General features: G+C 57.2%; 14 protein-coding genes and 1 tRNA gene. 7 read left to right on the plus strand and 8 right to left on the minus strand.

What is annotated here, in order from left to right:
- Positions 1-34 precede the first annotated feature (34 nt).
- Positions 35-1,426 carry a DUF2793 domain-containing protein gene (locus ACTRWK_RS06145; protein ID WP_289082190.1) on the plus strand — a complete coding sequence of 464 codons (1,392 nt, stop codon included), beginning with the start codon at positions 35-37 and terminating at the stop codon, positions 1,424-1,426.
- Positions 1,427-1,540: 114 nt separating this feature from the next.
- Entirely contained in the window at positions 1,541-4,030 is a 2,490-nt protein-coding gene (locus ACTRWK_RS06150) for a calcium-binding protein (protein ID WP_289082191.1), read from the plus strand.
- 25 nt (positions 4,031-4,055) lie between these two features.
- Here the strand turns inward: ACTRWK_RS06150 and ACTRWK_RS06155 are convergent, their stop codons facing one another.
- The 4 genes from ACTRWK_RS06155 to ACTRWK_RS06170 are packed head-to-tail and all read right to left on the minus strand — an operon-like array spanning position 4,056 to position 7,773.
- The gene (locus ACTRWK_RS06155) at positions 4,056-4,820 is read right to left on the minus strand and encodes an ABC transporter permease (protein WP_009825770.1); all 765 of its coding nucleotides are present in this window, start codon (positions 4,818-4,820) and stop codon (positions 4,056-4,058) included.
- A 29-nt stretch (positions 4,821-4,849) separates the two neighbouring features.
- Positions 4,850-5,752, minus strand: coding sequence for a sulfotransferase (locus tag ACTRWK_RS06160; RefSeq protein WP_037942333.1), 903 nt, complete (start codon positions 5,750-5,752; stop codon positions 4,850-4,852).
- A 24-nt stretch (positions 5,753-5,776) separates the two neighbouring features.
- The gene (locus tag ACTRWK_RS06165) at positions 5,777-6,433 is read right to left on the minus strand and encodes an ABC transporter ATP-binding protein (RefSeq protein WP_005850904.1); all 657 of its coding nucleotides are present in this window, start codon (positions 6,431-6,433) and stop codon (positions 5,777-5,779) included.
- 8 nt (positions 6,434-6,441) lie between these two features.
- Positions 6,442-7,773, minus strand: a complete 1,332-nt coding sequence (locus tag ACTRWK_RS06170; protein ID WP_051843873.1) for a capsule biosynthesis protein — start codon at positions 7,771-7,773, stop codon at positions 6,442-6,444.
- Positions 7,774-7,864: 91 nt separating this feature from the next.
- Here ACTRWK_RS06170 and ACTRWK_RS06175 point away from each other — a divergent pair, with 91 nt between their 5' ends.
- Entirely contained in the window at positions 7,865-8,788 is a 924-nt protein-coding gene (locus tag ACTRWK_RS06175) for a glycosyltransferase family 2 protein (RefSeq protein WP_037942332.1), read from the plus strand.
- Positions 8,789-8,795: 7 nt separating this feature from the next.
- Here the strand turns inward: ACTRWK_RS06175 and ACTRWK_RS06180 are convergent, their stop codons facing one another.
- Genes ACTRWK_RS06180 through ACTRWK_RS06190 form a run of 3 tightly spaced genes read right to left on the minus strand, consistent with a single transcriptional unit; the run spans position 8,796 to position 12,777 of the window.
- Positions 8,796-9,557: a sulfotransferase family 2 domain-containing protein gene (locus ACTRWK_RS06180; protein WP_081858753.1), complete on the minus strand. Its 762-nt coding sequence runs from the start codon at positions 9,555-9,557 to the stop codon at positions 8,796-8,798.
- Positions 9,554-10,288 (minus strand): CatB-related O-acetyltransferase, encoded by a 735-nt coding sequence (locus ACTRWK_RS06185; RefSeq protein ID WP_037942327.1) that lies wholly within the window; start codon positions 10,286-10,288, stop codon positions 9,554-9,556. Before ACTRWK_RS06185 ends, ACTRWK_RS06180 begins: the two co-directional genes overlap by 4 nt.
- Positions 10,285-12,777, minus strand: coding sequence for a glycosyltransferase (locus tag ACTRWK_RS06190; RefSeq protein ID WP_289082192.1), 2,493 nt, complete (start codon positions 12,775-12,777; stop codon positions 10,285-10,287). The genes ACTRWK_RS06185 and ACTRWK_RS06190 overlap by 4 nt, the downstream gene beginning before the upstream one ends.
- Positions 12,778-12,932: 155 nt before the next feature.
- On the opposite strand from ACTRWK_RS06190, the gene ACTRWK_RS06195 reads away from it, so the two are divergent.
- Both ACTRWK_RS06195 and ACTRWK_RS06200 read left to right on the plus strand, forming a co-directional pair.
- Positions 12,933-13,535, plus strand: a complete 603-nt coding sequence (locus ACTRWK_RS06195) for an acyltransferase (protein ID WP_289082193.1) — start codon at positions 12,933-12,935, stop codon at positions 13,533-13,535.
- Positions 13,536-13,670: 135 nt separating this feature from the next.
- A tRNA-Arg gene (locus ACTRWK_RS06200) sits at positions 13,671-13,747 on the plus strand.
- 16 nt (positions 13,748-13,763) lie between these two features.
- Here ACTRWK_RS06200 and selD read toward each other — a convergent pair.
- Positions 13,764-15,932, minus strand: coding sequence for a selenide, water dikinase SelD (gene selD / locus ACTRWK_RS06205; protein ID WP_289082194.1), 2,169 nt, complete (start codon positions 15,930-15,932; stop codon positions 13,764-13,766).
- Between the two features lie 165 nt (positions 15,933-16,097).
- Here selD and ACTRWK_RS06210 point away from each other — a divergent pair, with 165 nt between their 5' ends.
- On the plus strand, positions 16,098-17,312 hold the full coding sequence (locus ACTRWK_RS06210) for a metallophosphoesterase family protein (protein ID WP_289082196.1): 1,215 nt from the start codon (positions 16,098-16,100) through the stop codon (positions 17,310-17,312).
- Positions 17,309-20,746: an ATP-binding protein gene (locus ACTRWK_RS06215; RefSeq protein ID WP_289082195.1), complete on the plus strand. Its 3,438-nt coding sequence runs from the start codon at positions 17,309-17,311 to the stop codon at positions 20,744-20,746. Before ACTRWK_RS06210 ends, ACTRWK_RS06215 begins: the two co-directional genes overlap by 4 nt.
- The last annotated feature ends 250 nt before the right edge of the window (positions 20,747-20,996 follow it).

The following is a 20,996-nucleotide window of genomic DNA, read 5'->3' on the forward strand; positions in this document are numbered from 1 at the left end:
CCCTGATCACCATCTACCGAACAGGAGCCACCATATGACCGATACATCCCCCGTTCTCGCCCTTCCGTATATTCAACCGTCGCAAGCGCAAAAGCATGTAACCCATAACGAGGCGCTGCGGCTTTTGGATGCGATTGTGCAACTGTCGGTCCTGTCTTTCACCGAAACTACGCCACCCGCGACCGCAGGCGAGGGGGATCGGTATCTGGTGGCCTCAAACGCTGTCGGGGATTGGGCGGGGCATGACCACGCGGTGGCAGTGTTCGTGGACGGGGCGTGGCAGTTTATCGCGCCGATGCCGGGCTGGGTGGCATCTGTGGCCCCCGGCCAAACCCAAGTGGTTTACGACGGCGCGCGCTGGGCGGTGCCGGGGTTGCAAGATGTGCCTCGGCTTGGTGTCGGGGCGGCGCCGGATGCGTATAACCGGTTGGTTGTGGCGTCGGATGCGGTGCTGTTCAACAATGCCGGGGCGGGGCATCAGGTGAAGATCAACAAGGCAGCCGAAGGGGACACGGCCAGTCTGCTGTTCCAGACCGCCTTCGGGGGGCGGGCCGAGATGGGGACCTCGGGAAGCGATGATTTCGCCATCAAGGTCAGCGCAGACGGCGCAAATTGGGCGGAAGCTTTGCGCATTGAAGCGGCGAGCGGGCGTGTGACCGCCCCAGTCTCGGGTTGGCGAGAGCGGCTGACTGCCGCTCGCGTTTACTACGTGGACCCCCTTCAGGGTGGCGATGGGCAAAGTGGGCGGGGCACGGGGGCGGCTGCCTTTGCGTCGCTAGGCCGTGCGATGGAGGAAGTCGTCCGTTTGGACAGCGCAGGCCACGCCGTCACGGTTCAGTTGGCGGATGGCAGCTATGATCTGGGCGCTTCGCCAGTCGCGGTAGGCGCGGCATTGGGGGGAGGTCTGGTTGAGCTTGTCGGGAATACCGGCGACCCCGACGCGGTCACGATGACAGCGACAGGGTCGGTGATCGAGCTGGTTTCGGGGCGTCTGAGTTTGCGGGGTATGAGGATAGAAACCTCCGGTGCCGACCCGGCGATCCGGGTGTTGCCGGAAGCGGTGTTAGAGGTTGATGAGGTCATCTTTGGCGCGGCGGGGGGACATCTGGATATCGTTGGCGGGCGCGTCGAGGGTGCGGGTTCGTACGTTATCGACGGCGATGCCGCGTATCATCTGCGTCTGTCGCAGGGGGCTGTGCTGGCGCGGGGGATGCAGACGGTGACGCTGGCGAATACGCCCGACTTTGCCACTGCGTTTGTGAGGTGCGAGATGGCTGGGCAGGCGGACTTCAGCGGGCATGGTTTCACCGGCACAGCCACGGGCAAACGTTTTGACGTGAGCAGCAACGCTGTGGTGCAAAGTGGCGGGACCGTGCTGCCGGGCGATATCGCGGGCACGACGCAAAGCGGTGGCCTATACCTCTGATCTGCGAAAACCTGACAATTGTATGAAAGGGCCACATTGCCGCCTTAAATGCTGAAGCTGCCGTTAAGGAATTCGGCCCATCTTTATCCCCGGAACATGTAGGGGAATAAACCGATGGAGCTTGAGCACAAAACCACATTGTCCGCGCGGGAGGATATGGCGCTGACCGGGGTGACGGATATGGCGGTTGTCCAATCCTCTGGCGGGGCGGTGCTGTACACGACCTCGCGCTTTGGTGGCGGTGACTTGCTGGCCTATCGCATTGATGCGGAAGGGGGGCTTCGGTTTGTGGACAGTCGGGCCATCGCCGGGGACACGCGGGCCGGGGTCACCAGCAGGCTGGAGGTCGTAGACGGTGCGCTATTGCTCACGGGGGCGGATAACGCCGCGCTCACCCGCGTTGCGTTAACAGATGATGGGCGCTTTGGTAATGTTTCTGCCGTGACCGGTGGTGCCGTGCCTGCCCAGTTACTGGCCGTTGAGACGCTGGATTTAAGCGGGCAGAGCCATCTATACGGGCTGGTGCGGGGGGCGGATAGCATCGGGTCGTGGCGCATGGGCGACAATGGGGCGCTGACGCGCATATCGGGCGACAGTGGCGTCGCGTCAGAGGCAGGTCTGACCGGGCTGAGCGTCGGGTATGTCGGAAGCACGCCGTATCTGCTGGCGTCCTCGGCGCGGGACGACGCATTTATTTCGTTCAAATTGGATGGGAATGGTATCCCGCGAGAAGTCTCTCGTATCGCGGCGGAGGATGGCGTGGGGATCGGCAGGCCAAGCGCGACAGCCTTTGTAGAGGTTGGGGGGCATGGATTTGCGATATTGGCCGCGGCGGGAAGCGCGAGTTTGAGCGTCGCGATGTTGGGGGAAAATGGTGGGTTAACCTTAACGGATCACGTCCTCGACACGCGGGACACGCGATTTGACGGGGTGCATGTGATCGAGACCGCAACACATCGCGGCCGCGCCTATGTGGCGGCGGCGGGCGGAGATGACGGTGTTTCGGTCTTCGAATTGATGGACGATGGCCGGTTGATGCATCTGGTGTCGATCGAAGACACGGAAGGGAGCACGCTTGACGCGGTGTCGGCGCTTAACTTTTCGGTACAAGGAGATTTACTGCACCTCGCCGTCGCCTCGGGTGCCGAAGCGGGGCTGAGCATCTTTACGGTGGATATTTCTGACCGGGTTGCGGCGGCAACAGGGGGTGATCAAGCTGACACGCTGACAGGCGGCACGGGGGGCGATTTGCTATCCGGCGGGGATGGCGCGGACCATATCGCCGGGCGCGCAGGGGATGATATTTTGCGAGACGGCGGCGGCCGTGATCTGTTGACCGGCGGCTCCGGCCGCGATCTTTTTGTCCTTTCCGCAGATGGGGAGGCCGATACGATTGCCGATTTCGACAGCGCGCAGGACAGTATTGATCTGTCGGCCTGGCCGTTCCTGAGACATGGGTCTCAGTTGACCATATCTTCGACCAAAGACGGTGCGGTTCTGTCCTTTGGTGAGGAGCGGCTAGAGATAAAAACATCGAACGGACAGTCCCTTAGCGAGGAGGAGGTTCAAGCGCTCGATCTGATTGGGCAGTCGCGTTTCATGCCGGATTGGACCCTGCCAGAGGAAGCTGATACGCCATCCCTCCCCACCGCACCGACCCCGTTGGTTCTGGTTGGCACGCCCCAGTCGGATGTGCTGGAAGGGGATGCGGCCGATGATCATATCAGTGGGCGCGCGGATGGCGACAGGCTGATCGGCGCAGGCGGCAATGATACGATTCTTGGCGAAGCTGGGGCCGACACGATCTATGGTAACGGCGGAAGCGATCTGATTGACGGTGGGACCGAGGGGGATCAGATCTGGGGCGGTATCGGCTGGGACACTTTGCGCGGTAGTGATGGGGACGACGCCCTGTGGGGCGGCGACGGGTATGACGCGCTTGGCGGTGGCGATGGGAACGACACGTTAACCGGCAATAACGGTGCGGATCGGCTCTATGGGGATAGGGACGATGACCATCTGATCGGCGGGTTAAATGCCGATAGCCTGTGGGGCGGTGCCGGCAAAGACCGTTTGGAGGGTAGCGCCGGTGCGGATCAACTGCTTGGCGGCAGCGGGAATGATCAGCTTTTCGGAAATGCGGGGGCAGATTTTCTGCAGGGGGACAGCGGGAATGACCGTCTTGCCGGGGGGATCAACAACGATACGGTTAACGGTGGGTCCGGGAACGATACGCTGTCGGGCGACAATGGTGCCGACCAGCTGATCGGCGGAGACGGCGATGATTTGATCAAAGGCAATGCCGGTCACGATACGCTTGATGGCGGCGCGGGAAACGACGTGCTGTCCGGTGGGATCGGGGCGGATCGGTTTATCTATGGTGCAGGCCAAGACACTATCCTGAGCTTTCAAAACGAAATTGACACTCTTTCGCTGGATTCTGCCCTTTGGGGTGGGGGAAGTTTATCGATGAGCCAACTTCAGTCGTTCGCACGCAAAGGGGCCGAGGGGCATATCGTGCTGGATTTTGGCAGCGGCAAAACACTGGACCTGTTGGGCGTCGAAAACCTATCTATCCTAAACGGCGACTTCGAAAGCTTTTAAAGTTTAAACTGCCACGCTGGGATCGTTACCGTTCCAGAATGTCACGGTGATAGCGCCTTAATAATACAAGGCCAAAAAGACCCAGTATCGCGGCAACGGCGTAAACATAGGCTGAGGAGACATAGGGTACGTCGTAGTTATGATAAAATCCGGACCTGACGCGGCCGACCACGTGGATCAGTGGATTGAACCAAAGATAGCCGCGGTAGGGTTCGGGTATCGTTTCATATAAAAAGATGACGCCGGACAGTAGCAAAAGCGGCCGCGTGCAAATCCCGTAGACACGTTGCCAGACCTGAAACATTGACATCATAAAACAGTTGAATACCCCCACGCCCAGTGAAAGCGCGGCAATCATAGTCAGAGCTGACACGATGTCTGATGCATTTATTGCGGCCCGCGTATCAAACAGAAAAATGATCCCACTCAGTACGATAAAGCCTACAAGAAGTTGAGTGAGAAAATTGAGGATGAACCGCCCCAAGATGGCGTCGACGAAAGTCACGCGCGGGTAGGCTAGTAGCTGTTTCGAATAGTTGATCGCCTGCGCGACCTTGTTGCTGAGATCGACGAACATCAAAAAGGGCAGCAATCCTGTAGCGTAGAAGATTGGAAAATTGTTTCCGAGGGGGGGCATACGAAACCCGATCGAGAATATTGCGGTCAACAGCGCGATCCCGAGAACGGGTTCAGCCAATGCCCAAATATACCCACCCGGGGACCGGCCATAGCTGGTCCCGATTTCGCGAAGTATCAGCGCGACGATAATGCGCGGCGTCGCAAAGACCATTGTTCTTCGTCGGCGTGCGACCCGACCTATCATCCTGGTACCCTCTGCGCGCTGTTGACCTGCCATCGTGCGGGCGTCGCTGCGCCAAAACGATTTATAATGAAGTCATACTGTAGGGCAAAGGCCTCTCTAAAACTGTGTTTTAGGTGCTCTGGCAACATGGCGTGGCGACCAGAATTACTGCGAAGATCAGCTTTGGGTGAAATCGGCGAAATACCTAAGAACATGCAGATATCGCGCATGGTATGAGCGTGAAAAAGGTCTTCGTAAAATACATATTTAATTCGATGTGGAGGGATCACCGCTTCCAGCTCGCTCATCGTGCGCCGATAGTTCGCCCGCTCTAACTTAGGCAGCCGTTTACTGTCGATCAAATGCTGCGCGCGCGCCTCGCAAGCCGTTTGAAAGTCGGCTACCTGGGCGGCATCCGCGCTAACGGCCATTCTGATTTGGGACCACATACGATCAATCGGATCCCTCAAAATAAAAATGAAACAACTTTCGCCAAGGCTCCCCATTTCAGAGAAGTCCTTTGCGTCCAGTATCGCATAAGCCGGGGTGATGTCGCAGATCACAGGCTGGCCGCTAAATCCCTGAGTAAGATAGGAAAGATAAGCCTCGTGATGTTCAGGCGCATCCGTGTAGATGGACAAAAGGTCAGCCAATTCGCTGAGGACCCTAAGGTTGCGCCGGTTCTTGGGGCCGCGTTCTGACACCAGTTCCCTTGCCAAGGTTTTCGCCGTGTTCATACGTAGGTCAAAAACCTGGTCAGACTTACCCGCGATCACATTGAAATAATGAAGTTCCTTATTGCGCGAAAAATGAATCTGACTGCTGGTGCGCAAGGTTTCATAAAGCCAAGTCGTGCCGGCTTTCTGAGCCCCGATGCAATAGGCAAGCTTGGTGTTTTCCGGCAGAAGAGATGGAGTCATACGGTACGCCTTGGGATGAGCTGATCATTTCCCCATGTTGTATTCGTGATGTGCTATCGCATCGTTAATGTCGGCAAAATATTCTAGATTTCCGGACTCTAGAACAGCGCCTGCAGTGCATAGTTCTCGTAGCATGCCATTGGAGTGGCTTACAAATATTGCACCAGATCGGGACAGGCGGTCCATAAAAATGGAACGACTTTTCTGTTTGAACCGAGCATCTCCGACAGCGGTGATTTCGTCAATCAAATAGGTGTCAAACTGCAGCCCCATGGAAACGCCGAAAGCCAGACGCGACTTCATACCGGCGGAGTATGTTCGGAATGGAAGGTGAAAGTGAACCCCAAGCTCTGAAAAATCGGCGACGTAGTCGACCAGTGCAGACGTGTCTGCACCATAAATCCGTGCAACGAAGCGCGTGTTTTGTGCCCCCGTCATGTCGGGGTGGAACGACCCAGCAAAGCCAACTGGGAAGGATACACTGCCATCAGAGATGACCTCGCCCGATGTAGGGTCAGTTGCCCCCGCAATGATCTTGAGCAGCGTAGATTTTCCAGCGCCGTTCCGCCCTAGCAGCCCGACAGAAATACCAGTTGGAAAAATAACGTTAATATTTGAAGCGACTGTCTTCCGTCGCCCCCGCACATGATAGGTTTTGGTCAAATTTCGAAAGACAATCATCGGCGATCCTAGTGCCGATCTCGTAAGGAGTGCCAAACCAGCATAATGAGCGCCCACAGGGCGAAGCTAGATGCGAATGTGACGCCTAGAAGAAAAGGGCGATTTGGATAAATCGAAGTCTCTGCAAGTGTCGGAGGGATATGCGCCGCCAAGTATTTTGATCTTTTTCGCCCCTCTGCAACCGCTGTATCAAAGGCGGCTTGGCTGGCGGTATAAGACTGTTCAGCAAATTCCAAATCGACCTTTAGGCTTTCAAACTGCCCGAAAAGATCCGCGAAACCAATGGAGTGCGTTGCACCCTGCTTGGCGTTCAATTTTTGATGCTCCTGCGAGATACGCGCTGCTATTATGTCGCGCCTTCGTTGCGCTTGCTTCAAGCGGGGATCGGTTGGTGTGCTGGTTTGTTGAAGCATGTCGATGCTAATCAACGTTTCCGTCATTTCTGCTTCTAAAGATGCCAATAACCCAGTTTGAATTTGAAGCGGTGTATCGGGGCTCACCAATTGGTTCCTCATGCGGAATTCGGCCAGCGTAAGCCGCGTTTTTTTGAGGCGCTGCGCTGCGCGCGCCAAGTTTTCTTCAGCATGTTGGGTAGCATCCTCGCGCGCTATCGCGGAAAGTTCATGTATCAGTTGTGCGCTTTCAGCATAGATTTCTTGGACAATGGCCCGCGCGTCTTCGGGAGCAAATGCTTGCACCTTAACCTCGATCAGACCGGTGCTACTATCGCTATATACATTGACCATGCGACCCCAGTATTTGGTCAGATCCTCGATCGTACCAGGGGCGTGGTAGCCGAAGACCGGATCAGAGTTTGTTGCGGGGGGCGACCATATTTTTCGCAAGTTCAGAGACTTATCGATTTTCTCCACTAAGTGCTGACTTTGAATGAATTGATACAGAACTTCTTCGTCCGCGGCACCGGACCCCGAGAGATTTGCAACCCCACCCAAGAGTTCGACCGGCGAGCTCATATCCTCGCTATGGACAGCAAATCCTGCGATAGAGGTATAGCGATCTGCAGCGCGCTCCCAAAGGTACCATGACACGAACAGGCTGGTTCCGAGAACGATGATGATAAAGCTGACAAACGAAAGCCGATGACGTAGGTGAAGGCGCGCTTGCGGCACAGGCGGGACGATCGACGTGACTGGCAGTGTCAGAATGGTCGCTTGAGAGGCGGTTTCTCGTTTTGTTTCCCGCGCCGCAACGGCAAGCGCTCTATCATGCCTTTTTTTTTCGATGCGTCGCAAAGCTTCCTCACGCTCGCGCAGTTTTTGTTGTTTGCGCGCCGCGTGCGTATGGTGCGTGGTCGTTGATTGGGCAGGATTATGGGTCATGATCTCAGTGCCTAATTCAATAGTCCTCACAGTTTATTAATTCGCGCGAAGTAGTTCAGAGAAAGTCGATTAAACTACGAAGGACTTTGGGATGGCGGAACCGCATGTTCACATTTTAATGGGGACGAAGAACGGTGGCATGTTTTTGGCAGATCAGCTGGCCTCAATCCGCGGGCAATCGCATCAGGATTGGAGCCTTTGGGCAAGCGATGACGGCTCGACCGATGGCACCTGGGAGGCGCTTGAAAATTTCAAAGCGGAAACTCCGCACCATGATATTCACTTGCTCAAAGGGCCCCAGAGGGGCGTTGCCGCCAATTATTATAAATTGTTGAAAAACCACGAGTTAGATGGGAAGTGGGTGGCGTTTTCCGATCAGGATGATGTCTGGCTGCCTCACAAACTATCCCGTGCTGTCGCGCTCGTCGGGCGGCTGGGTGGTAGATGTGTTTACAGTAGTAGAAGTTACTATGTGGACCAAACGGGGGGGCGGTTGGGAACGTCCCCGACGCTGAATCGCCCTTATCGGTTTGGAAATGCAATCGTACAGAATGTTTTGCGCGGGAATACGATTGTGATTCCACCTATCGTCACCAACTATCTGCGTAGCATTTTAAGTACTACCGACGTTGCGGAAACTCCTTTTCATGATTGGTGGATGTATCAAGCGATCACGGGCGCCGGGTTTGGTATTCTTCATGATCAGAAACCTGGGGTATTATACAGGCAACACGGTGAAAATCTTGTGGGCGCGCCTGTTCGTCATTTACGGCGCAGGGCTCGATGCATGGCGGATGGTACGTTGGTGAATTGGATCGATGCAAATGCGGCCGCGATGTACCGAATTGCTCCCGTTCTGACGGCGGCCGCTCGCGAGCAATTACTGAGGTTTCTCGATTGGCGATCCCAAAGTCATACTAAGGGTCGCGCGGCACTTACTTCGCTCGGGATCTACCGGCAAACACAGGCGGGGGATCTAGCCCTGCGCGCGCTTGCACAACTCAAACGGTTCTGAATCGGTGTTAACTTAACAAACCCTCGTCATTGAGGCGATCAAGCAGGGCTATGTCAGCCTCAGCAAACGCAGCCAGTCTTTCCTGTGCTGGTTTATCGTTGATCAGAGTCATTAGATCTTGCCAACGGCTTGTCTGAACGCCTTTTGGCCCAACATTGATGCGCGTTTTTACAATCGAAGGACGATGCCCCGTTAGGTTTTGAATGTCATTCTCAAGCAGATTTAAACTGCTTATGCGATAAACTCTATCTAGTTTCCGCGCGCCGCCTATCGCTTGACCAACAAGCATATCTTTCGAGAAATGGCAGACCTCGGCCGCCCCGCGAACTTTCCCGGTGGCGAGATAGCTACAGTAAAAATTGTCGTAGTGATCCTTAATGAACTGTTGCCAAGCGGGACTTCCGCCAAAGAAATATGCGGCGGGGGAGCAATTTTTTACTTTGTACAACCCCATATGCCCAGGCGACGAGAGTAGGCTGTCCGTGAGGCGCGAGGCCTTATTTCTTAAATAAAAATAGAAAGAAGCGATCCTTTCAAATGGATCGCGAAGTACCGTGAACGCAAAGGCATCTGTCTGGGTCTCACGAAGGCGGCACCAATCTAGGTGACCCGAGTAAAGGTCATACCCGTTGGGGAATTGACCGTCTGAAGAAGCTTGGTGGTGAACGCGAACAGGAGAGGTTCGAGCGCTGCTATAAATTTTAGTGAGCTCCGAGTGAACAGATTGGCCCGCGGTTTTGGGTATGTGTAAAAATGCGACTTTTTTCACTGAATGGTTTCCGATCTCAGATCCAGCGTCGGGGGTGCGAAAGGCGCGACATCTTTGAGCATTGAGTTTATCCCTCTACAGAATTCCAGCACATCCGACGGATCAAGGTGGTCCATTTGCCACGGCGCAAACTGCCACCAGCGGCACTTTAACATGAGACTGATGAAGTTCGGCGGTAGGCGCATTCGTTTGAGAGTGGCCGGATTCCCCGCGACGACTGAATAAGGGGCAATGTCACGGGTCACGACCGAATGCGCACCGATTATTGCGCCGTCGCCAATGGTGACCCCGGCGGCGATATACGCCCCGTGCCCGATCCATACATCATTTCCAATTGTAGTGATTTTTACCTTGGTGGGAGGCTTGCTGTGAGCTGTCCTATAATTGTGGTAATGTTCGGCTGCCTCAAAACCGTCGCCAAGTTCGAATACCCGGTCCCCAAGATAGAAAGCGGGGCTTGTGGATACCCAGTCCAACGGGTGGTTTTGCCGACCTATTTGGACGGATTCGCCGAATGAACAATATCGGCCGATGCGTGCGGCAAAACAGTATCCCGAGACTTGATACGAGAACGTTCCCATCTCTAACGAGTGTTCATACTGTGTCCATTTCAGGCTCCCCGGGGCTTCGAGCACGGTATGTCTGGGCAAGTTGATCGACGTAGCACCCCGGTTCAGTACTTCGATGCCATTGTTTCGCAAAAATTTTAGGGGAACTGAGATCTGGCTCATGAGGCCACCGCCCAGGTTTTGGTGATGTGATTTTTAATGTGAGACAGCAGAATATCCGCCAAATCCTGTTGGGTTGAGTAGGGAATAGGGAAACCGTTTTCAGCTTTCGTAACCGCCTCGCCCTGAGCACCAATTGCGAACGCATGGGTGGGCAAACCGGATGTCAGAGCTTCGTGCGTGGTAAACGAGAATGTCTCCGGCCACACGGAAGGTATTAACCAATCTGTCACGCCGTATCGGGCGGCAATTTTGCCCAGATCTGATATGGTATATCTTCCATGGATAGGCACCGAGGGGGGGAGGGGAATGGCGGGATCGAAGTTCCCGACGATGACCATACCGACACCTTGCACATCTATCGCATCAGCGGCTCGGCTGATGATCTGTGCGCCTTTCTGAAGACCAATGTCGCCCAATACACCGATCACCGGGCGCTTTGGGCTGAGGGGCCGAGGGATACGGGGCACGGCGTCTGAAATTCTATGCGGTGTAACTTGAATTTTATCGGCGCAGTTGGGGAATGCTGCGCGCACAATTTCTTTGCTATTTTTAGAAAATACCACGATCTCTTGGGATGCGGTCATGAGTTTTCCCCACTCGCTTTGCCACCGAATCATGCTTATCGGTGCACCTGTGGTTGCTGGGGCATTTAGGTGAAGTGGGGGTAGGCCATCGTACACTCCGTGATCGTTCAGAAGAGTGTAGTTTGGCGAGATTGCGAAGTAGTCATGAAAGAGAAACTCTATCACCTGTTGGCCGGTTTGGCTCAATTCTAGAACTGCACTTGGAATAGTCAGCGGATCTTGATCCCCAACCGCGCAGGAATAGATTAATCGTCGCCGTTTTATGGGGTGTAGAAGTTGTTTGACGTAGTCGAGGTTGTTGGTCCCGCCGGAGATTATTCCGTCATGGCAATGCAATTCGATTTGCCATCGCATGGCACCGCCGACCCTGATTACAACAGCGGAACGGCCCAACGCGTGATGTTTTGATTTCACCCGATGTTGCAGATACGATTCAGCGCCGCCACCCATACTGTGGGCGATATATATCGAGACCGGATACGTGTCTTGTGCCCCTAGCCAAGCCAATGCCAAAGCGAGGCGGGGCGATTTCAATGGGTCAGAGGCAATGAACTGCTGCACATCTCTATCGTATTCGGGATAACGTTTTGAAATAAGAGCGTTATTTTTCGCGATGAGACGCGTCTTCTCTTCCGATCCGAAACTTTGTCCACCGCGATGCTCTACGAAAAGGTTAACGGCGCAATAATGCTGTCCGCCCGCTGCTCTGATGCGCTGGCACCAATCGACTTCTTCGCCGTATCCCCGACCAAAACTGACATCCAATTGCGGTTCAGTCCTGAGATAGCTGGGATTTATCGCCATGCAAAATCCCACCCCGGTCGGCGAGGCCACGCGATAGCTTTGCGGGTTCAGCTGCGCGGCGGTCACATCTATAAGATCCCCCTGTCCGGCGGCAAGTTTTTGGGGTGCACATATGAGGGGGGCGGTAAAAATTTCCGCGTCGTTAGACATTGGAGTTACAGTGGCGGCGCGTGGATATTCAACGAGGGGGCGGATAAGGCGGCTCGCCCAGTTCGCCGGGACTAAGGCGTCAGAATTCAGTAAAATTACCTTGTCGGGCCAGCGTTTTGCATAGCGCAAGCCTTTGTTTACGCTTTTTACAAACCCAAGGTTTTGATCATTCTCAAGCAGTGTCGCACGGTCATTGTGTGCCAAAGACCACGCGCGCAGCAACGGTAGAATCCGTTTATCGGTTGAGCAATCTTCGATCAGAATAATGCGCCACTGAAGATCGGTATTGTCGACGACGCGCCGCAGCGCCTCTTTCAGTAGGTCATGCGCGTTGAATACCGGCAGTATTATCGTCACCGATGCCGTTGTGAGGGGAGGCGCATTGGCGCGGAATAGGTCAGGGTCAAGCTCGCGCGCATGGTGAACGGGGCATAGCCCCAGCCCCCGTTTGATCCGCGTGCGAAAAGCGGGGTCTCGTTTGACGCGCCAGCCGCCATAAGCAGGCAACTGCAGCATCAGCGCGATGACGAACTTGATTATCAAACGCGCTTGAATCCACCAAAGGTGAGGGAGTTCTAGACTTCGCGCAATTGTCCAGGTGCCATTGCGGACACGGTGAAATTCGACCCCAAACCGCCCGATTTCTTGCAAGCCGGTCGGGGCGAGCGGCGTGGTCAGGTCGAATCCGACCCGTCGGGCGCCACCATAGGCTTCGGCCACGTCGTCACGGATCAAGTCAGCTTTAGCGCTTACTTTGACGCCGTTCATATGCAGCACGATATCATCCGCGAACGTCCAGCCCGCCAGCCTCAAGTTCCCGTCATTTACGGCAAATACATCAACGGCACCCACCGTGGCACCGGACGGATCCGTGATGTGCATTGGACGCCCCACGGCCCTTAGGTGGGCGGCGATATAGCGGGCAAAGAGAGCTTTGAGCTGTTTATACAAAATCAATCATTTCGATTCTATGTTGCGTTGATAGATCTCTAGATCAGCACGCTCACTCTTAAGGGGAGGTTAAGTTTACTCAGCATTACAACAGAATTTTTGTTCGGATTTTACGGGAGGTGACATAGGTGAGCAAAACGCAACTTGGCGTTTTGGTGACGGATAATGGTCAGAACAATCAGGTAGATATATCGCCAACAGCCACCTGCGCCGAAGGGGTGCAGATTAATATATACGGGCGCAATAACCACGTGGTGATCGGCGAGGGTACTGTGATCTCCGGTGGCTTGATTGAGCTCAGGAATCACGAGAGCGCCGTCTATATTGGCGCAGATTGTCGTTTGGCGGGGTCATTTCGATGCCGCGCGCGTGATACGCATATTCGCATTGGCGATCGCACCACGATCATGATGGCGCATCTCAGTCTGCACGAAGCGGGCGCGATTACGATTGGCGAGGACTGCATGCTGTCCGGGGATATCACCATGGATGTCAGTGATATGCATTCGATCCTTGACGTAGAAACGGGGGAACGGGTCAACCCGCCCCAAGATATCGAAATCGGGGATCACGTCTGGTTGGCCCATGGTGTCAGGATCATGAAAGGCGCGCAGATAGGGCAGCATTCAGTGATCGGTAGCCGCTCCATGGTTCTTGGGGTTATCCCCGCACATAGCTTGGCCGTGGGCGCGCCGGCGCGTGTTGTGCGTGCCGGTATCACTTGGGATCGCCGACGGCTAAGCCCCAAAGATCAATAAGTATTGGGTCCCTGTGCGGAGCCATTGGTGATTTACACTATCGGAAGAGGAGATACTTGATGACAATATCATGGGGATTGCGGATAGATTTTGCTTTGCTCATCCCACGCAAACTAGCTATGAGATGACCTGAGTGGTCCCGTAGCTCAACTGGATAGAGCACCTGACTTCTAATCAGGATGTTGGGGGTTCGAGTCCTCCCGGGATCGCCAGGCGCACCGAGTGTAGCTACAGCACAGTGATTGGTCCTTCGCCGTCGGTCAAATGCCCGATAATACAGGATTTTTTACCTTCGGCGGCCATGTCTCTGATCGCAATCTTTGCCTCGGCCGGGGGGAGGGCAGCCAGCAAGCCGCCTGCGGTTTGAGGGTCGTGCAAAAGCGGGTCGCTGCGTCCTCGCGTGGGCGCGTTGTCGACGTTGGGGTGATACAGCGAGGAGTGCACGCCGCGATCTGATAGGTCTCGGGCACCGGAGTAGACGGGAATGGCACCCGCCGAGATTTCCGCGCTCAGGCGCGATGCGCGGCAGATGGCGGCGATGTGGCCCGCAAGGCCAAAGCCGGTGACATCTGTCATGGCATTGGCGCGACGCAGGTGGAAGGCTTGACGGTCCTGCGGTTCTGCCATCTCGTTTAGGGCCTGGGCGACGTCGGCTCCCCGTGCTGTGCCATCCATATGCGCAGCCATGATAATTCCTGATCCGATGGGCCGGGTCAGCACAAGGCAGTCGCCAGCTTGAGCGCCCGACAGGGTGATTGGTGGCGTTTCGCGCATGCCGGTGACGGTGAATCCGATGGTCATTTCGGCACCCATCGATGTGTGCCCCCCGACAATCGTCGCGCCCGCGTGGTCGAATATCGCACGGGCTGCGTCGGTGATTTCTTGCAGTGTCCGGGACTGAAGCGCCTGAGACATACGGGGTAGTACGATGCTGGAAAGGGCCACTTGGGGCTGCGCTCCCATGGCCCAAATGTCGCCCAAGGCGTGCACTGCTGCGATGCGCGTCATCAAGGCAGGGTCGTGGATCAAAGCGCGCAAGTGATCGGCGCTGATGACCTGAAAACCGCCACCGGGTTGCCTTAGCACCGCAGCATCATCGCCGAGGACAGAAAGAATGGCCGCATCCGTCGGACCTTGAAGCGACGATAGCCCGTCACGAAGCACTGTGTTTCCGACCTTAGCGCCACAGCCGCCACACAGGGTTTTCGCGGCCAGTATATCGCGGGCACCCTGCGCCAGCGTATCGGGCAAAGCTGGCGGTTGCATCGGCGGCAAATCGTCGAGTTTATCCATGAAGGCGCGGTCGATCCGGTCTTTCCAGTGCCATAACGCAGGCCCCGAGAATGCAAGATCGAATTTTTCCGCCAAAGCCGATTTTTCCCCAAGGGAGATAAGCTTTAGGTAACGTTTTTGTGGTTTGAAGGGCTTGCGGGGACCATTGGTGAGGGCGGCGCGAAGGTTGTGATACAGGACGGGTGCTGCGCGAACGGCAAACACGCCAGCCTTGGGGCGTGGGGCAAAGGGCATTGCTGCGCAGTCACCGACGGCAAATACAGTTGGGTCACCGGGAAGTGACAGATCGGGCGTTGTTTCGATGAAGCCATCACGCAAGGGGAGGTCCGTTTGCGCCAGCCATTCATGCGGGAAAGCACCGGCAGCGCCGACCGTCAATTGAGAAGGGATTTTGTCGCCGCTGCCCAGAACGACATGATCGGCGGCGATTTCCGTGACGCGTATGCCGGTGCGTAGGGTGACCTTGGCGCCGCGAAGCTTGGCCTCGACCGTGTGGCGCGCGCGGTTGCCAAGGCCCGAAAGCGTCGGGTCGGACTGTAGCAAGGTGACCCGAGGCTCGATCCCCGCGCTGCGCACGGCATGGGCCATCGCGAGGGACAGCTCGCAACCGGCGACACCGCCGCCGATCACGGCGATTTCGGGCTCTATGTCGCCGCTCGTCACCGCGGCAAGGAAATCGCGCCAGCGTTTGGCGTAGACATCAAGTGGCTTTGCACCGACAGCAAAGCCATCAAACCCCGGGATACCCATTTTAGCGGTGATCCCGATATCAAAGGAGGCAACATCATATGCAATAGGCGCGCGGTCTTCGACATGAACCAGACGGGCAGTGCGATCGATATCTGTGGCGTGAGACAGGATCAGACGCGCGCCCGCAAAGCGGCACAGTCGCACGAGGTCAATCTCGAGTGTTTCACGTGAATAGTGGCCCGCGATATAGCCCGGCAGCATACCTGTATATGGGGCCGTGGGGCCGGGATTGATGACGGTTAACCGCGCGCCCGGTAGCGGGTTCATCCCCCATTTGCGTAGCACCAACGCATGGGCATGCCCGCCGCCGATCAGCACCAGGTCTTGGGTCAGCGGGATATCGTGTCGATGCATCGAATGACTTTCTATCAGGCGGGTGTGACAGTCTTAGCCCGCGGGATCAGCGGATCAAAGCCGCAAGACACAACTGCGGCCCGTTGCAACGGAATGTGAACTACGTGACAAAGACCGCAGCGTTTTCCGTGAACAAGGTGGCCTCCGTCCGTGACCCTTCGTATTCTGCACACTGCCGATCTTCACCTCGATTCACCGCTTCGTAGTTTGGCGATGAAGGATGACCGTCTGGCCGCGCAGGTGCGCGGCGCCAGCCGGCAAGCGCTTGAGACGATGGTGCAATATTGCATCGACGAGCGAGTCAGCGCTTTTCTGATCTCGGGCGATCTTTATGACGGGCAAGAACGTAGCGCGAAAACCGCCGCGTATCTCGCCGCGCAGATGCATCGTTTGGCGCAGGCTGACGTGCGGGTGTTCTATATCAAGGGGAACCACGACGCGGAAAACCCCATCGCGGGGGAGATCGACCTACCGCCGAACGTGCATGTGTTCGACGGGCGGGGCGAGAAAGTTCAGTTGGCCGGCCACCCCGTCTATATTCACGGCGTCAGCTTTCGCGACCGTCACGCGCCGGAAAGCCTGCTGCCGAAGTATACCGCGCCAGAGCAGGGGGCGGTTAATATTGCGATGATGCATACCTCTCTCGCGGGGGCGGAGGGGCATGATCTTTATGCGCCTGTGTCGGTCGGCGAATTGGCGGGGGCTGGGTTTGATTATTGGGCGTTGGGTCATGTTCACAAACGCGCCGTGCACAGCGAAGACCCCTGGATCGTGATGCCGGGCATGCCGCAAGGGCGCGATATCGGGGAGGCGGGGCCAAAGTCCGCTAGCCTGCTGACGATCGAGGATGGCAAGATCTCGGTTTCGGAAGTGGCGACCTCGGTCGTGGAATTCCGCCGCTGTGATTGCGATGTGACGGGGGCGGAGGCTGACGAAGATCTGCGCCGCAAACTGCGGTCGGCGTTGCAGGCACAGGCCGGACGGGGGGCTGCGATCTTGCGGTTGCGGTTGACGGGGCAAACGGCGCTGGCGTGGCAGATACGCCAGTTGGCGGATATTTGGCGCGCCCAAGCCGACGAAATCGCGGAAAGCATCGGTGATCTGTGGATCGAGAAGATGTCGGTGGATGTAACGGCTGTATCTGAGAATGCGGTGAATGGTGCTGTGGCCGAGGTACAGCAGTTGATGACGGACATCGCTAAGGAGCCCGCCACTCGGGACAGGTTGCAGCAAGAATTAAGCCAGATCCTTGGCCTATTGCCTGCTGATCAGCGCCGCGCCCTCGCACCGGATGCAGAGGCGCAAGAGGCGTTGTTGCGGCAGCTGACCGACGAGGCGGTGTTGACCATGGCCGCGCAGATGCGAGGAGCAGGCGAATGATGCGGCTGGAGCAGCTTGCGCTGGACCGATTTGGTCACTTTACTGACCGCGTGCTGGATTTCGGCGCGCGCCCCGCAAGCGGATCGGACTTTCATATCGTCTTTGGCCGCAATGAAGCGGGCAAAACCACCCTGATGGAGGGGTATCTGCGGCTGCTTTACGGTTTTGCCGCGCGTGAACCCTATGCCTTCAAACACCCCCGCGCGAACCTGCGCGTCAGCGGTACCGTCGAGATCGACGGGCAGATCCACCAGCTGTCCCGATTGCCCAAGCGCTCGGGCAATCTTGTGGACGGGGCGGGCCAACCTCTGCCCGATGCTTTGCTGTCTGCGGCGCTGCGCGGTGTGTCGCAAAAGGAATACCAAAGTCTGCTGTGTCTCGACGATGAAACAATCGAAGCCGGCGGCGAAGAGATTACCAAAAGCGAGGGGGATATCGGGAAGCTGCTGTTCTCTGCCGCGGCGGGTATCAGCGATCTGTCGCAGGTCTTGGGGCGGGTGGAGCAGGGCAATCGTGACCTTTATCTAAAAGGCGGTACAAAATCAGAGTTCGCGGCGCTGAAGGCTGCGCATGCAGAACTGGTCCAGCAGATCAAGGATCATGACGTCAGCGCCGCCGCGTTTCGCGAGTTGCGTCTTGCGCGGGACGCCGCCCAAACCGAAGAGCAACGTCTGCGCGTCGCCAAGTCCGAGCTTTCGGTTCAGAAAACGCGGCTGGAGGCTATACTTGATGCGCATCCATTGGCGACAGAATGGAAAACCCTAGAGGCGCAGCTTACCCCTATCGCGCATTATCCCACGACGCTGGAGTTCGACAGCGAAGACTTGATTAAAATGATGACTAAACGGATCGCACTTGTTGCCGAAAGGGAACGGTCCGTCGCCGAGGTGCACGCATTGCGGGCCGCGCGAGACGAGGTCGCCGTCAACGCGGATGATTTGGCGCGAGGGGCTGATGTTGATGCGCTTGCCTTCAAGAAAAGTCAGGTAGAGGCGGGGCAATCTGACCTGCCCAAACGCGAAGCACAGTTGATGCAGGATACCGCTGATATGCGGGCGCGGCTTGATACTCTGGGGTTGCCCGCCGATGGCGCGCTTGCGCAATTCATCTTAAGCGATCCCGCCCTTGCGGTGCTTGAACAGGAGCGCGCCACTTTGGACGATGCGCGCAAGCATCTGCAAACCACTCTGGCGGAGGCAGAGGTCGCGCGCGACAAATACGATGACGCGGCACGGGCCCTGCGCGATACCGAAGAAGAGACCGCCGTCGACGCGGACGTCGAACGCCTGTTCATGCAGGCCGAAGCGGAGGATCTGGTCAGTCGGTATAATGACGCCGTGCGCCGGCTCGCGGCGGATCGTCAGGAGGTGGCCACAGCCTTGCGCGGGCTGGCACGGCAAAATGTGGCGTTCGACGCGGTTCCGGCACTTCCGCTCAGCAGCCGGCGCGCGCAGGAATTGATGCAGGCCCATGGCGAAGCGCGGCTTGCCCTGCGTGCGGCCGTGCAGGTGGAAACCACGGCAGCCGATCGTTTGGCGGATGCCGAGACAAAACATGCGATGGCCGCGTCGGCCCCAGACTTGATCAGCGATGATGCCGCCGCCAAAGGGCGACAAACCCGAGACGAGTTATGGGCGCTGCATAAAGATGTGTTGGACATGGCCTCTGCCTCTGCGTTCGAGGCCGCAATGCGGGCGGATGACGCGCAGACCTCATTACGCGCCGGGCAAAGCCAATCGTTGGCGGAAATGCGGCAGGCGGAACGACAGTTGATCGAGGCGCGGCAGGATCATGACAGGGCGCAGAATAAACGTACCGAGACCGAGGTGGCGTTTGATAAGGTGACGGGTGAACTGCGGTCCCACCTCGACGCACTTGGCCTGCCCGAAACCCTTTCCGCCGAGGATTTTGTCGAATGGGTGCGCGACGCAGAGGCGGCGCAAACTGCAACCGAAACCTTAAAGTCATCTGAACAGGCCCACGCAGAGCTATTGCGCGCGGCAGAACAGATGCGCGACGATCTGGCGGCACGTTTGGAGGCAGGGGATGCGCCTTTGCGGACCGTCGTGCTCATGGCCAAAACCCAGATCGCGGCGTCGCGCGAGCATCAGAATGCGCAAAAGCTCGCACAGGCCACAGTGCGTCAGGCCACGGCAGAGCGGGATCGCCGAGCAGCCGCAGCGGACAAGGCACGCATGGCCGTGACCGAGGCGCGTGACCAGTGGCGCGGTGCCGTCGCAACACATCTTCCGGCGCTGCAGGCTGGCATAGACATGTGGAACGGGCTGACCGGCCTGCGCAGTATCCGAGAGGTCGACGCCCGCATGGCTGGTGTCCGACGTCAGATTGCGGGCATCAAACAGGATCGCGCCGGTTTCATCGCACAGTTGGATGCACTGGATAGCGGGGCAGACGCGCAGGAACAGCCCTTGGCGCGTTACGCCGCTTTGCAAACCGCGGTGGAGCGTGCCCGTCAGGCCCAAGCGCGTCGCAGCGATCTGGACGCCCGCCTTGCCGTTGCGGAGGACGCCGCGGCTGAGGCGCTGCGCGAGATTGCCGTGCTAGATGATCAGGCCCAACTTCTGGCCCGTGCGTTTGATGACCAGATAGACACCTCTACCCTTGATGCATTGCGTCAGGCGACGGCGACCGCGCAACAGGCAATTGCCCTGCGCCAGCAAAGTGCGGATTTGCGTACCCGCCTGCTCTCGATCCTGGGGGTTGATGCCTGGGAGCAGGCGCAGGAACGCCTCAGCGCCGCGCCCCTCGCACAGGCGCAAGTGGAGCTTGCCGAGCTCTGCGAAGACCTGTCGCGACTTGAAGCAGAGCTCGACAGCGCGATTGCTGCGCGCGCTCGGGCGCAAGCGACGCTGGATGCGGTTGGGGGGGATGGTGATATCGCAGCGCTCACCTCGCAAAAGCGCACGGTCGAAGAACAGATGCAGGCCGTGATGCTGCGCTATCTGACGGGGCGCTTTGGCCATACTTTGGCCGAGGATGCCATCCGCCGGTATCGCGACACCCACCGCAGCACGATGTTGGCCGCGACCGAACAGGCATTCAGCGATCTGACCCAAGGGGTATACAATACACTGACCACGCAGCCTGCCGCTCAGGGGGATGTGCTAATGGCCGTGCGGGCAGAGGATGGGGTGTCTAAGGAAGCCGCCGCAATGTCCAAAGGGACGCGGTTCCAGCTTTACCTTGCCCTGCGCGCGGCGGCCTACGAGCAAATGGCGTCGACAGGAACGGTGCTGCCGTTCTTCTGTGATGATGTGTTTGAAACCTTCGACGAAGACCGCACCCGCGCGGCCTGTCGATTGATGCAACGGGTCGGAAAGCGCGGGCAGGCCATCTATCTCACCCACCACCAGCATGTGGTCGATCTCGCCCAAGAGGCCTGCGGCACAGATGTGACCGTGCACCGGCTGTAACGCCCCATATGGATTCGCGATTATCCGGCCCGCGAGTCGGCGATTCCACTGCAATGCCCTACCTGTGGTTGGATCGAGGTACGAAAAGCTCCGTATAAGCGGAGAGAGATACCCTGAGGGGACTTGGTGCTCCAGTTTCTCGACGCTCAAAAAGTCAATAAAACAGGCGTTTGTGAAGGTTTTTTGACGAAAAGGATAAAATCCGAAAAAAGGGGTTGCGGGTATTTGGAACAAACCTTAGAACGCCCCT

It is taken from the genome of Sulfitobacter sp. G5_S2_6_S6 (genome assembly GCF_054968505.1).

Bases quoted from the DNA above. Each gene is read 5' to 3' on its own strand.
- ACTRWK_RS06165 (WP_005850904.1), bottom strand. From the start codon at position 6,433: ATGATTGTCTTTCGAAATTTGACCAAAACCTATCATGTGCGGGGGCGA.
- ACTRWK_RS06145 (WP_289082190.1), top strand. From the start codon at position 35: ATGACCGATACATCCCCCGTTCTCGCCCTTCCGTATATTCAACCGTCG.
- ACTRWK_RS06170 (WP_051843873.1), bottom strand. From the start codon at position 7,773: ATGACCCATAATCCTGCCCAATCAACGACCACGCACCATACGCACGCG.
- ACTRWK_RS06155 (WP_009825770.1), bottom strand. From the start codon at position 4,820: ATGGTCTTTGCGACGCCGCGCATTATCGTCGCGCTGATACTTCGCGAA.
- ACTRWK_RS06150 (WP_289082191.1), top strand. From the start codon at position 1,541: ATGGAGCTTGAGCACAAAACCACATTGTCCGCGCGGGAGGATATGGCG.
- ACTRWK_RS06175 (WP_037942332.1), top strand. From the start codon at position 7,865: ATGGCGGAACCGCATGTTCACATTTTAATGGGGACGAAGAACGGTGGC.
- ACTRWK_RS06215 (WP_289082195.1), top strand. From the start codon at position 17,309: ATGATGCGGCTGGAGCAGCTTGCGCTGGACCGATTTGGTCACTTTACT.
- ACTRWK_RS06160 (WP_037942333.1), bottom strand. From the start codon at position 5,752: ATGACTCCATCTCTTCTGCCGGAAAACACCAAGCTTGCCTATTGCATC.
- selD (WP_289082194.1), bottom strand. From the start codon at position 15,932: ATGCATCGACACGATATCCCGCTGACCCAAGACCTGGTGCTGATCGGC.
- ACTRWK_RS06185 (WP_037942327.1), bottom strand. From the start codon at position 10,288: ATGAGCCAGATCTCAGTTCCCCTAAAATTTTTGCGAAACAATGGCATC.